The sequence below is a fragment of the Porphyromonas sp. COT-290 OH3588 genome, from assembly GCF_000769075.1.
Lineage (GTDB): Bacteria > Bacteroidota > Bacteroidia > Bacteroidales > Porphyromonadaceae > Porphyromonas.
Genome location: NZ_JRFC01000021.1, coordinates 1 through 12,849, shown reverse-complemented (window position 1 = coordinate 12,849; position 12,849 = coordinate 1). Strand labels below are relative to the sequence as shown.

The window sequence follows — 12,849 nt, the reverse complement described above, 5'->3', positions numbered from 1 at the left end:
GTACCATTTTAACTAAGTAAACGTAATAAGATTTATGAGAAAGACAGTAATGGCAGCTCTAGTAATGGCTGCGGGTATTTGGGGCGCTCAGGCGCAGAGCGTTACTCCTCGAGTAGAGGTCGGAGCAGCGTTCTCCAATGCCAGTCAGAAGACTACTTCCGCCAACTCGACTACAGAAAACATCAAGATAGGTTTGCGAGCCGCCGCCGCAGCAGAAATAGCTCTAACGGATCCCGGTATGGCTACTTTCTACCTCGCTCCCGGTGTAGTCTACAAAATGGGTGGCTACAAGACTAAGTTTGTATCCGCCACAGAAACTACTCACAGTGTGAGTGTGCCAGTAAATATCGGTCTACGTGCCAACTTTATGCACAATCTAGGCGTTTCGGTAGAGCTTGGTCCATACTTTGCCTATGCTTTGTCTGGTAAGATGGAAACGAAGAAGGGACTCTCTCTAGACCTCTTCGGTGATGCTAGCAATCGTAAGCGCTTCGATGCAGGTGTGGGTATCTCTGCAGCTGTAGAGCTTAGCCGCTTCTATGTGCGTCTAGGGTCTGAGTTTGGTATGATCAATCAGTTCAAAAAGGCTCCAGAAGGCTATAGCCTGACTCAGCACAATTTCTATGCTACTGTAGGTATGCGCTTCTAGTTTTAGTGCGATCTCATTGGTAGCTCTACTATACAAAGATAAAGGGGGCTGTGGCAAAATTCATTTTTGCTGCAGCCCCTTTTGATATGTTTCATAATGTACAAAATGCAAGATGCTAAGACTGAGGCTGACGGGAGCACACTAAAAGTATGTGACCGAAGCCGACGGTCAAGTCCGCATGGAGCAAATGTCGCAAGCAGCACAGCAGTTTGTGCATTATGATACACGGTCTTTCTTTTGCCCACTTACCTACGATTTGGCTTTCGGCTATCTATGACAAAACTCAAGGCGGTAGGTCGAGGTTGAGTTCTCGGTCTACCGCCTTGGAGTAAGAGTAGCTGTGGAGTATTTACTCTGCTCTAACTATAGAGGAATCGCTTGATGCTTTGCTTGGGCGTCTTCTCAAATGGCTCGTTGCGTAGCTCGAAGCGCTGAATCTTCTCGTAGGCTCCTAGCTGATCGTTGAGGGCTGCACGGTGAGCTTTGATTACCTCCCACGCCTCACCCTCGGTGACACCAGCACTCTCGATAGCTGTGATATTGGGTACTATCAAAGCCTCTAGCTTGCCATCTCGCATGAGGACGATGCTCTCTTGCACATAGGGGATTAGGCTGATTTTAGCCTCAATCTCTTCGGGGTAGATATTCTGCCCGTTAGCTCCTAGAAGCATTGTCTTGCTTCTGCCCTTGATGTATAGGAAATTGTCAGCGTCCATACTGCCGAGGTCGCCAGTTCTGAGCCAGCCATCTTCGGTGAAGAGGGCTGCCGTCTGCTCTTCGTTCTTGTAGTACCCGAGGCAGACGTTCTCTCCACGTACTTGAATCTCTCCCACGGGCAACCCTTTGGTATCTCTTGTAGTAGCGGTGACATTCGCGTTGCTGTCCTCTAGTGGTGCGATGCGGGCTTCCATGTAGCCACGTAGCACCTGTCCGCACGAACCCACACGCCACTCTCTGGGCGGAATATAGCTGATTAAGGGAGCACACTCGGTCATGCCATAACCCACGGTAATGGGGAAGCCTATTTTCTTCAGGAATACCCCAACTTCTGGGTTAAGTGCTGCCCCACCTACGATCACTTCCCTAGTGCAGCCACCCAGTCCGTCGATGAGCTTCTGACGGATCTTCTTGTGGACGATGCCTTTGAGGATAGGCATACTGAGCATAAACTTGATTTTAGGCTGCTGGATAATCGGTAGGATCGCATTCTGATAAATCTTCTCTAGAACCAATGGTACCGAAACAACGATCTGAGGCTTGAGCTTCTTGAGTGCCTGCCCAAGGACCTTGGGAGTCGGCACTCGGCCTAGAATGGTAACGTGTACCCCTATAGTCATAGCTAGTAGCAGGTGTACCATGCAGCTATAAGTATGAGCTAGAGGGAGGAAGCATAGTAGCTCCTCTTGAGGGTGCAGGATCTTATTGTCCCGGCAGAACATCACATTGCCTGCGAGGTTATTACCCGTAACCATAACGCCCTTGCTGAAGCCCGTTGTCCCTGATGTATAGTTCAGTAGGAGCAATTCGCTATTGGGAGTATGGTAGTACTTGACATCTTCTCTGCCGTAGCCTTGTGGGTAACGCTCTGCCAGTAGTTTGGGTAGGCTGTCTACTAGTGTAGATAAATCTTGTAGCTCTCCTTGGCTCGCAAGAGAGACATTACTCTGTAGGTCTAGGACATGCTTGACCAAGGGTAGCTGCTTTAGGCTCATCTGCTCCCAAAGATTGTCATTGACGAAGAGCAGGCTAGACTCGGAGTGGTCGATGATAGACATCGCATCTGCTGGTGCAAAGTCTTGCAGTACTGGTACGATCACAGCTCCATAGGTCACTGTAGCTAGGAATATGGTACACCACTCGGCTGTGTCTTTGCCCATCAGAGCGACTTTTTCGCCACGTTGTAGGCCGACACGCTCGAAGAAGATGTGCCACTGAGCGATTCGTTCGCAAACTTGCTGATAAGTATAAGTTACCCCCTCGTAGTTGGATAGGGCTGGGCTGTCCCAGTATTTGACAAACCCCTCCTCATACAGAGAGATAAAATTTGTACTAACCATCTGTAAACTATGTATATTAAAGTCTTTATTTCAAATCCTCCACTAGATAGGGTGCCTTGCACATTAACTCTGTTTCTGTGCAAAGATAGTGCATTTCGCTACTTCAGACAATTAGCTTCTATCTATTGAGGCATACAAGAGGGTAGAGAGCCCCCCTCGAAAGAGCCTTGTGTTGATACTCCTTTGTTGGCTTGTATGTAAGATGGCTGTTTCGCGATCAGCCCGCTTCGTCTAGAGTGGAAGTATAAGTTTTCTGTTGATTTTTGTTAAGATGTAAGCCCTTATTCTAGGGTGAAGTTGGGTGTATTGGCATCAGATTATCCATACTTCTCTCAAAATTGAAGGACAGATTGTGGAGGATTGTAGGACTAATCGTTGAGGATATGTCCTACAATCAGCCAAGATTGATGGGAAGGAAACCCGAAAAATGTACGCTGACTTCCTAGATCGTAGTATTGTCCGATCCTATTTGTCTGTTTATTAGTATTTTGTGTCTTATGCGTTTTGAGCGGATATTTAGACTCGTTTGGGTGCATGGCTCAAAACGAGCCCCAACGCAATCTAGAGCCTGTTAGAGGGCAAATATGATGTCTGATCTTTTTGCCCCAAGTTCGTCGGAGTTTCCTCATCAACATTCTGAAAACTGAGCTAAAATATAAATCTAGAGCATTTAGTTTAGATGCATCTTATCCCAAGTTCATAGGGCGTCTTGTGAGGGTATGGCCAACGGATAGGGTAGGGAGATAAGTTTTTTCACTGGTCAAGTTTATTATATGTCACGAAGTTAGGTTAAGGTTTGTTTTCGGAGCCTTATTATAACCTCAAAAATATGCTAGAGATGTTTTGGTAGTTTAGAAAACTGTATTACCTTTGCATTGCAAAACGAGGGAAGCCCCTCGGAGTAATTGCGGAAGTAGCTCAGTTGGTAGAGCATAACCTTGCCAAGGTTAGGGTCGCGGGTTCGAGTCCCGTCTTCCGCTCTAGAAAAGGAAGGCCTCGGTCTTCCTTTTTTCGTTATAGCTCTTGGGCTAATAGTCTTGGCTCAAGCGTAATTGCATCAAAGAAATGACAACTAAGAACATTGCAATAGAGGATTATACCTACGAGCTCCCCGATGAGCGCATTGCCAAGTATCCCTTGGCACAGCGGGATCAGTCCAAGCTCTTGGTCTATCAGTCTGGTCAGATTAGGGACCGACGTTTCGCCGATCTGCCCGATCTGCTACCTGCCGATAGCTTGCTCGTGCGCAACAACTCAAGGGTAATACGTGCACGTCTGCTCTTTCGTAAAGAGAGTGGTGCTCAGATTGAGATTTTCTGCTTAGATCCCTATCAACCTAGTAGCTATGAGCTCGCTCTATCGGCTCGGCAGCGCTGCTCTTGGCACTGTATGTTGGGTAATGCTCGACGCTGGCATAGAGAGCAGCTGCTTACCTTGGCTCTACATGTCGAGGATAGAGAGGTCGTGCATCTGCAAGCCGAGAGAGGAGAGGAGGGTGTCGTACATTTCTCTTGGGATAATGAAGCCTATACCTTCGGCGAATTGCTTGAGCTCATGGGGATCCTACCTATACCGCCCTACCTCAATCGAGAGAGTGAGCAGAGCGACTTGCAGACTTATCAGACGGTTTATGCTCGCCCGGAAGGATCGGTTGCCGCGCCTACGGCAGGACTTCACTTTACGGAGGAGGTTTTTCGACAGATAGGCGAGCGTGGTGTGTCGGTACTCGATGTGACGCTACACGTAGGGGCTGGCACCTTTAGGCCTGTTAAGAGCCGGACGATTGGGGATCACGAGATGCATCAAGAGCTCATCGTCCTAGAGCGCCAGACGATCGAGCGTCTGTACCGTCACTCTGGGCCTATTATTGCTGTCGGGACAACCTCGGTGCGTACTCTAGAGAGCCTCTATCATCTTGGTGTTAGACTGCTACACTCGCCTAGCTTGCCCAGTGCAGATCTTGCGGTCGAGCAGTGGCAGGCCTACGAGTATGTGCACGAAAAAGCCCCCAGCGCCGAGCAGGCACTGAGGGCGATCTTAGATTATATGGAATGCAATGATTTAGGGACTTTAGTTTTCCCTACGGCCATTCTCATTGCTCCGGGGTACACATTCCGTGTGGTGTCTGGGATTGTAACCAACTTTCATCAGCCTAATAGCACGCTACTGCTGCTAATCTCGGCTTTTATCGCTGATGATTGGAGATCTGTCTACGACCACGCACTGCGACATGGCTATCGCTTCTTGAGCTATGGCGATAGCTCTCTACTACTACCCTAAGCCATAGGGTCTTCTTCGGACGACGGCGCGAAAGAAGACCAATCCAACTCATCAAGAGGGGCAGGCATCTCACTACTAGGTGAGGTGTTGCCCCTCGATGCTTTGTGTAGTATATGTATCCGATTCACCTCGATCTCGGTGATATTGCGGCTAACACCATGTCGGTCGGTATCTCGGTAGTAACGTAGGCTGCCGAAAACCTCCAGCATAGCTCCCGAATGAACCTCGCATTCGATACTCTTGGCTACGCCGCCACGAGCCGAGAGCTGATGCCATAGCTTCAACTCTCTCGTGCTTCCGTCTGGCTTGGGGAGATGTTCGATGGTCATTAGGCGGAGCCTTACCTCTAGGGCATCATAGCCGAAGTAGCGCACCTCGGGCTCTTCCTCCACGAGCCCTACTAGGTGTACGTGATTGATAGATGAATGCTGTGACATAGTGTATGCTTGATTGGACATAGTCAATTTTAGAAGCCTTAAAGAGAGAGGGAAGCCATCAGTCTATTGCTTTAGATCTATGGCTTCCCTCGAGGTTGATGAGCTCTTGGAACGATTACAGAGCGAAGGATTGTCCTTTGATGCGCTGCCAGCCGCCACGAGTGAAGTCGGGGAACTGTACTGGAGCTGAGTTATTCTCTAGTGAGATACGTGTGAGATCTCCGATGACAGACCACTCGGCTAGATCGTACACGTCCATATCTAGAGGAAGTCCCTTCTGTAGGCAGTAGATAAGACGATAGTCCATGATGAAGTCCATTCCCCCATGACCGCCAACTTGCTTGGCTTTCTCTACGATATCCTTGGCAATGGGGTGCTGGTATTGCTCCATAAGTGCCTTTTCTGTTTCCTTGCTTACGAAGTTGTGCTTGGTGAGATCTTCGTGATCGGGTACTGCGCTTTTGTTTTCTTCAGTGGGGCGCAGACAAATACCAGTTGTTGGGTATTTATTGGCAAAGCCGTCCGTACCGATAAGCTGGTACATACGGTCGTATGGGCGATACGAAGCGACGTTGTGCTCTAGGTAGATAGTCTTACCCTTGTTCGTTTTGATGAGTGTATGCGTCATTTCGCCATTCTTAAACTCGCCTACGGGCTCTCCACGTTGCTCTTCGATGTACTTGGGGATCGTTACCGCAGGTACGTCCATCGCTACGAGGTAGTCCATCTTGTCACCTCTGTGAATGTTTAGGGCGAAGCAAACTGGGCCGAGGCCATGCGTTGCGTACACATCGCCACGGTGCTCCTTGTTGTACTGAAATCTCCAGTCTCCCTCGTAGTCTAGCCAGAAGGGTTCTAGGTTGTGAATGTAGGCGCCTTTGCCGCTAAGTACTTCGCCGAATAGACCTTTCTGAGCCATATTAAGGGTCGTCAGCTCAAAGAAGTCATAGACACAGTTCTCAAGCATCATGCAGTGGCGCTGTGTGCGCTCGGCTGTATTGACGACGTCCCAAGCCTCCTTGAGGTTCATCACGGCCGGCACTTCGCAGGCTACGTGCTTACCTTTATTCATGGCATAGATCATCATCTCGGCGTGATGCTTCCAGTCGGTTGCAATGTACACGAGGTCGATATCGTCTCTGTCGCAGAGAGCCTTCCAAGCATCTTGGCTACCGCTGTATTCAGCTGCCTCTGCCTTACCAGCACCCTTGAGGATCGCTTGCGACTTGGCTACACGCTCTGGATGTAGGTCACAGAGAGCCTTGATCTCTACGCCATCGAGGTGCGTGAAGCGACTCACAGCGCTTGGGCCACGCATACCAAGGCCGATGAAGCCAATGCGTACCACTGGGATTGGGTCGTGGCGTAGCTGGAGCACGTCCTTCTGACCTTCTGGTCTAGCAGGCACCTCAGTCGGGATTAGATAGCTCATTTGCTTCTCCTCTTGTTTAGGAGCGCAACTAGCGAGTGTGCCGATGAAGGTAAGCCCCAGCACCGCCAGTGTCGCAATCTGTTTGATCGTTTTCATTGAAAATAGAGTTTGAGTAATTAATAATTTAGGTTGTGTTATAGCCTCAATGGTCAAACTCGCTGGTAAAGTGGAACCGAATAGCAGGGAAATCCTGCTGGGCCATCGAGAGTACATAGCTAGAGTCGGCTAGGTAAACATCTCGACCAGCCAAGTCTTTGGCCATATATTGTGCCTTGCGACGCTTGAAGTTCTCCAAAGCCTCGGCATCATCGCTCTCTATCCAGCATGCCTTGTATAGGTTAATAGGTTCCCAACGACAAGCTGCGCCGTATTCGTGTAGCAGGCGATACTGAATGACCTCGAATTGCAGCTGCCCAACCGTGCCGACCACTTTGCGCCCATTGAACTGATTGGTGAAGAGCTGTGCCACGCCCTCTCCCATGAGTTGATCCAACCCCTTAGCCAGTTGCTTGGTCTTGAGCGGATCTTGATTTTCGATGTACTTAAAGAGTTCTGGAGAGAAGCTAGGTAGCCCCTTGAAGTGCAAGATCTCTCCTGAGGTAAGTGTGTCGCCAATGCGGAAGTTGCCCGTATCGGGTAGACCAATGATGTCACCCGCAAAAGCCTCCTCGACGGTTTCTTTGCGCTGTGCCATAAAGGCTGTTGGGCTACTAAACTTCATTACCTTGCCTAGACGTACATGGCGGTAGCCTGCATTGCGTTCGAAACGGCCCGAACAGATCTTCACGAAGGCGATACAGCTTCGGTGGTTAGGGTCCATATTGGCGTGGATCTTGAAGACAAAGCCCGTGAAGCCCTCTTCGTATGGAGATACCGTTCGCTCCTCAGCTTTGACGGGTTGGGGCGATGGAGCGATGTCGATGAAGCAGTTGAGTAGCTCCTGCACACCGAAGTTGTTGAGAGCCGAACCAAAGAATACGGGGGCTAGCTCACCACGCAGATAGGCTTCACGCTCAAACTCTGGGTAAACACCGTCTACGAGCTCAAGATCCATGCGTAGCTTATCGGCAAGATCCGAGCCGATGTGCGCCTCAAGGTCGGGTGAATTGATATCAGCGATAGCCAGGCTCTCTGTAATGCGTTGCTTATCGGGCGTAAAGAGGTTCAGCCCCTGCTCATAGATATTGTACACGCCACGGAAGCGAGCCCCCATGTCGATCGGCCACGAAAGCGGACGAACCTTGATTTGTAGCTCGGCTTCCACTTCGTCTAGTAAGTCAAAAGGATCACGCCCCTCACGGTCAAGTTTATTGATATAAACGATCACTGGCGTTTTGCGCATGCGGCAAACCTCCATCAGCTTGCGGGTTTGTGCTTCTACCCCCTTGGCTGAGTCGATAACAATGATTACACTATCCACAGCAGTAAGCGTACGGAAGGTATCTTCGGCGAAATCTTGGTGACCGGGGGTGTCTAGGATATTAACCTTATGGCCCCGATACTCAAAGCCCATGACCGATGTGGCCACCGAGATACCACGTTGCTTCTCAATCTCCATCCAGTCACTCGTGGCAGTTTTCTTGATTTTATTGCTCTTGACGGCTCCTGCCACATGAATAGCTCCCCCGAATAGCAGCAGCTTCTCTGTCAGAGTTGTCTTACCGGCGTCGGGGTGACTGATGATGGCGAAGGTACGCCTCAGATCTATTTCTTCTTTATATTGACTCATATTATTGGGTTATTTCGTTTGGTCTTTGCCTGCTAGAGCTAGATGTTTGAGCAGGCTGTCTACGCCATCAGTCCAGTGCCGAGGTTCAATGTCATAGTCTGCTCGGATAGCTTCTTTGCTCAAAACGCTGTAGGCTGGTCGAGCGGCTGGGGTGGGGTAGTCTTGAGTTGTGATAGGGAGTACGGTGCATTTCGTCTTGCCACTTCTTTTAATCGTGTAGTAAGCTAGGTCATACCAACTGCACACCCCCGCATCGGTGTAGTGCAAGTAGGGGCGACTGAAGGCACCACGCTCCAAAGACTGCTGTGCGATGCGTACGATAGCCTCGGCGAGGTTGGGGGCATACGTGGATGAACCGATCTGATCGGCCACGACTTTTAGTTCTTTTCTCTCATCTGCTAGTCGTAGCATCGTGAGCACGAAGTTCCGTCCGTAAGGAGAGTAGAGCCAAGCTGTGCGTACGACTAACCCTCTGAAGCCGAGAGTTTGCACGATAGACTCTTCGCCCAATCGTTTAGTTCTACCATATACTCCGAGCGGATTGGTAGGAGCATCTTCGGTATACGGACGGGAAGCAGCTCCGTCGAAGACATAGTCGGTGCTGACTTGTATCATCATATAGCCTAGACGTTGGCAAGACTCCGCAATCAGTCGGACGGCTTGATGGTTGAGTCGATCGGCAATCTCACTCTCCCCCTCGGCTAAATCCACGGCAGTATAGGCAGCACAATTGACTACAAGCGTTGGTAGCTTGGGCATGAGTGTCTCGGCAAATCTGTCTAGACTATTCGGCTCGCAGATGTCTAGTTCCTTGACGTCGGTATAGACGAACTCAATGCTTGGGTAAGAGGAAGCAAGTGCTTGGATAGAACGCCCCAGTTGCCCCTGAGCTCCGGTGATGATAAGGCGATAGATCTTATTCATTGGCCTCCGGGTTTTGCTCCGCCTCCTGCTCTAGCTTGTACTTGTGTGCAAGCATAGCGAGGAAGGTGCTGATTTGTTTCATAGACTTTTTGGTTCCTTCGCCGATAGACTCTCCCTTGAGTGCAAGCGTAAGGTAGCCATAGATGGCATTGAAACAGGTTTCAAGATCCCCGACCTCGTGTCCCGCACTCTTGCCTCGCAACTGAATGACAGCAGGTAGGACTTGATAGTGTAGCCCAGCGTAAACATAGTCGTTGGGATTGGCCAGTAGTCTGCGATGTAGATCCTCCAGTTGCATCAGGACGATGCGGTTGATGTCTAGGTGACCGCTGTCTAGCTTCCCCTCGGTGCGCATCATATCTGCCAGTTCGCTGTACCACTGGCGGATCTCTTGCTTGACCTTATCGTCTACATCGTAGCGGGGCAAAATGAGCTGTTCAATGCGGTCAATGTCGCACCCTGCGGCACGTATCAAATCCTCTACCTGCCACATATATAGCAGGTATTCGCAGATATTCTCTTGTTTTTTAGCTCTAGCGATGATCATTGTCCTAGGGGGTATTACGTCTTAGACTGCGAGCGAGCTCTTCGTCTGCATCATGCTTGGCTGGCTCTATGCCTAGTAGCTGACAAACCAAGGGGTACAGCGTGATATTGGGAATGGGTTCGTCTATATGTCTTCCCCTCTCGAAGCTAGGCCCCACAGCCTTGAATAGGGCAAGCATCTCGTGGTGTGCATTGTCAAATCCATGTCCTGCGGCGATGCGACTGCTGCGCTTTCGATTGGGCTGGAAGTAGATCTGAGTCCCCAGATCTGCCATTATAACCAACTCGCCAATGCGTGGACTAGACCCGAAGTGTAGGCGTTTGGGGAGCTCACCTCGGCGGTAAACTCTGATGTGTGGCACATCTCTGAGGATTTGGTAAGCCGTTTCGGCGTAGCCATCCTTGGGGTAGAGGTGCGTAAAAGGTCCTGTTGAGACGTGCTTGAAGCTATCAAGAGGTAGATAGTCGGCTAGGTTGACCTCCTTAGATCTGTCGTAGGTTGCCATGCCATGATCTGATACTAGGATAAAATCAACCTTTGAGGCAATAGGTAGCTGAGCCAAACGCTCTCTGAAGTAGCCTACCACCGAGTCTACCAGACGGATCATTTGCTTTGTTTCCTCCCCCTCTGGGCTATAGTGATGCCCCGTATGATCTGGTTCCTCGAGGTACCACATCACGAGACGAGGACGCTCTGCAATGGGGAGCTGCAACCAGCTGATGACCGAGTCCGCTCTATTGCGGTAGGGTACATTACTATCAAATCTTTTCCATATATCGGGTTGATGCCCTCCTACTGCCGTTTCGCTTCCTACCCAGAAGAAGCTAGCAGAGCGCAGGCCTGCTCGGCGGGCAGTGTTCCATAGTGGTTCGCCGAAGTAGAATATTGGGTTTTCCACTGCGCTGCGCTTCCCTATTTTATAGTGGTTGCCTTGGTCGTCCCAAAATTCATTGCCTACAAGGCCGTGGTTGTTGGGGTGTAGACCCGTGGCCATAGAGTAGTGATTGGGAAAGGTTAGTGAAGGGTAGCAGGGGCGAAAAGTACCAGATAACCCCTCTTGGTCGATGGCATCAAGGCTGGGCGTATGTGTTTTACTCTGATAGTCGTGTCTGAAGCCATCGAGAGATAGCACCACCACATATCTATCTGCTGGTAGGCTTTGCTCTAGTTCGTAGGCCCTGTTACTCTGCGCTCCTCTACTAGAGAATCCCATGAGGGACGCTAAGCCCAAGGCGCTACAGAAGAGTAAACTTTTAATTTTCATATCGCTCGAATCTCTTATTCTTAATTGTTTATAAATTGATGCCAAAATTTCTTACAAAAATAGCATTTTTCCAGATACCTCTTGCTAGGAAACAGTGGAATAGATGTGTCTAGTACAGTCTGTCGGTTACGTCGATCTGGATGTTTGCTCGGGATCCTTATAGATATATGCTGGGCTCTAACCTCTCTTGGCTTACAATGGCCTCTCAGTACTCCGTACTCGCTAGTGCAGTCAAATGGGGGTGTGTCGAAAACTACATTCGACACACCCCCACTCTAGTTAGATGAGCTACTCGGAGCTATTAGATACGGTCTTTAGAGCCTAGTACGTTCTCGATCTTGTGCATGTACAGCTTCTTGAGTGCATCGCGAGCTGGGCCAAGGTACTTACGTGGGTCGAACTCCTCTGGCTTGTTGGCGAATACGTTGCGGATAGCAGCAGTCATAGCCAAACGACCGTCTGAGTCGATGTTAATCTTGCATACTGCGCTCTTGGCAGCACGACGGAGCTGCTCCTCGGGGATACCTACTGCATCCTTCAGGGCACCGCCATACTTGTTGATCGTAGCCACTTCTTCCTGTGGTACAGAAGATGCACCATGTAGTACGATTGGGAAGCCGGGAGCTTGCTTCTCGATTTCTTCTAGGATGTCGAAGCGCAATGGGGGTGGTACAAGTACACCATTGGCATCACGCTCGCACTGCTCTGGAGTGAACTTGTTGGCACCGTGAGAAGTACCGATAGAGATAGCCAGAGAGTCTACACCAGTCTTGGTAAGGAAGTCTACCACTTCCTCTGGCTGAGTGTAAGTGTGGTGCTCTGCTACTACATCGTCCTCTACGCCGGCTAGGATACCGAGCTCACCCTCTACGGTCACATCGTGCTGGTGTGCGTACTCTACTACAGACTTAGTTAGTGCTACGTTCTCGTCGTATGGTAGGTGAGAGCCGTCGATCATCACAGATGAGAAGCCCATCTCGATACAGCTCTTACATAGCTCTAGGCTGTCACCGTGGTCTAGGTGTAGGGCAATCTGTGGGTTGGGGCAACCAAGTTCCTTGGCATACTCTACCGCACCCTGAGCCATGTAGCGAAGAAGCGTCTGGTTGGCGTACTTGCGAGCTCCGCTAGACACCTGTAGGATCACTGGCGACTTAGTTTCTACTACAGCACCGATGATAGCCTGTAGCTGCTCCATATTGTTGAAGTTGAAAGCAGGGATAGCATAGCCACCCTTAACGGCCTTGGCGAACATGTCGCGTGTATTGACAAGACCTAGTTCTTTGTAACTAACCATTGTTGTTTGAATTAACTATATTACTTGTTCTTAGTTATCCTTTTAGCTTTGGCAAAGATACACAATTAAAATGAAGTATCCTGCTAGTTAATTAAGTTTTTTATTAGGAAACTTCCCACTCCTCTTGTCCAAGTCGAGACCATTGCACGGCATTTTGCCTCTTTTCGGTTAGAAACGTTGTATATATCTCTGATTATTACTATCTTTAATATGTAATTAACTGTATCGACATG

Annotated in this window: 10 protein-coding genes and 1 tRNA gene; 3 read left to right on the top strand and 8 right to left on the bottom strand. The window is 49.6% G+C overall.

Annotated features, from left to right (window positions below; genetic code table 11):
• Positions 1 to 34: 34 nt before the first annotated feature.
• Positions 35 to 649: a porin family protein gene (locus HQ48_RS05935; protein WP_044188209.1), complete on the top strand. Its 615-nt coding sequence runs from the start codon at positions 35 to 37 to the stop codon at positions 647 to 649.
• A 359-nt stretch (positions 650 to 1,008) separates the two neighbouring features.
• On the opposite strand, the gene HQ48_RS05930 is transcribed toward HQ48_RS05935, so the two are convergent.
• On the bottom strand, positions 1,009 to 2,706 hold the full coding sequence (locus tag HQ48_RS05930; protein WP_044232349.1) for an AMP-binding protein: 1,698 nt from the start codon (positions 2,704 to 2,706) through the stop codon (positions 1,009 to 1,011).
• A 907-nt stretch (positions 2,707 to 3,613) separates the two neighbouring features.
• Here HQ48_RS05930 and HQ48_RS05925 point away from each other — a divergent pair.
• Together HQ48_RS05925 and HQ48_RS05920 are read left to right on the top strand one after the other, a co-directional pair.
• A tRNA-Gly gene (locus tag HQ48_RS05925) sits at positions 3,614 to 3,686 on the top strand.
• Between the two features lie 85 nt (positions 3,687 to 3,771).
• Entirely contained in the window at positions 3,772 to 4,986 is a 1,215-nt protein-coding gene (locus tag HQ48_RS05920) for an S-adenosylmethionine:tRNA ribosyltransferase-isomerase (protein ID WP_044188200.1), read from the top strand.
• On the opposite strand, the gene HQ48_RS09035 is transcribed toward HQ48_RS05920, so the two are convergent.
• The 7 genes from HQ48_RS09035 to HQ48_RS05885 all read right to left on the bottom strand — a co-directional run bounded on the left by HQ48_RS09035 (position 4,983) and on the right by HQ48_RS05885 (position 12,616).
• The gene (locus tag HQ48_RS09035) at positions 4,983 to 5,423 is read right to left on the bottom strand and encodes a single-stranded DNA-binding protein (RefSeq protein ID WP_052408997.1); all 441 of its coding nucleotides are present in this window, start codon (positions 5,421 to 5,423) and stop codon (positions 4,983 to 4,985) included. The genes HQ48_RS05920 and HQ48_RS09035 overlap by 4 nt on opposite strands.
• Positions 5,424 to 5,538: 115 nt before the next feature.
• Positions 5,539 to 6,951, bottom strand: a complete 1,413-nt coding sequence (locus tag HQ48_RS05910; RefSeq protein WP_052408996.1) for a Gfo/Idh/MocA family protein — start codon at positions 6,949 to 6,951, stop codon at positions 5,539 to 5,541.
• Positions 6,952 to 6,997: 46 nt separating this feature from the next.
• On the bottom strand, positions 6,998 to 8,584 hold the full coding sequence (locus tag HQ48_RS05905; protein ID WP_044232348.1) for a peptide chain release factor 3: 1,587 nt from the start codon (positions 8,582 to 8,584) through the stop codon (positions 6,998 to 7,000).
• 9 nt (positions 8,585 to 8,593) lie between these two features.
• Positions 8,594 to 9,508 (bottom strand): dTDP-4-dehydrorhamnose reductase, encoded by a 915-nt coding sequence (gene rfbD / locus HQ48_RS05900; protein WP_044232346.1) that lies wholly within the window; start codon positions 9,506 to 9,508, stop codon positions 8,594 to 8,596.
• A complete protein-coding gene (locus HQ48_RS05895) occupies positions 9,501 to 10,055 on the bottom strand; it encodes a DUF4924 family protein (protein ID WP_044232345.1) in 555 nt (184 codons plus the stop codon). The genes rfbD and HQ48_RS05895 overlap by 8 nt, the downstream gene beginning before the upstream one ends.
• 4 nt (positions 10,056 to 10,059) lie before the next feature.
• Positions 10,060 to 11,319 carry a nucleotide pyrophosphatase/phosphodiesterase family protein gene (locus HQ48_RS05890; protein WP_044232343.1) on the bottom strand — a complete coding sequence of 420 codons (1,260 nt, stop codon included), beginning with the start codon at positions 11,317 to 11,319 and terminating at the stop codon, positions 10,060 to 10,062.
• A 301-nt stretch (positions 11,320 to 11,620) separates the two neighbouring features.
• A complete protein-coding gene (locus HQ48_RS05885) occupies positions 11,621 to 12,616 on the bottom strand; it encodes a class II fructose-bisphosphate aldolase (protein WP_044188186.1) in 996 nt (331 codons plus the stop codon).
• Positions 12,617 to 12,849: the final 233 nt, after the last annotated feature.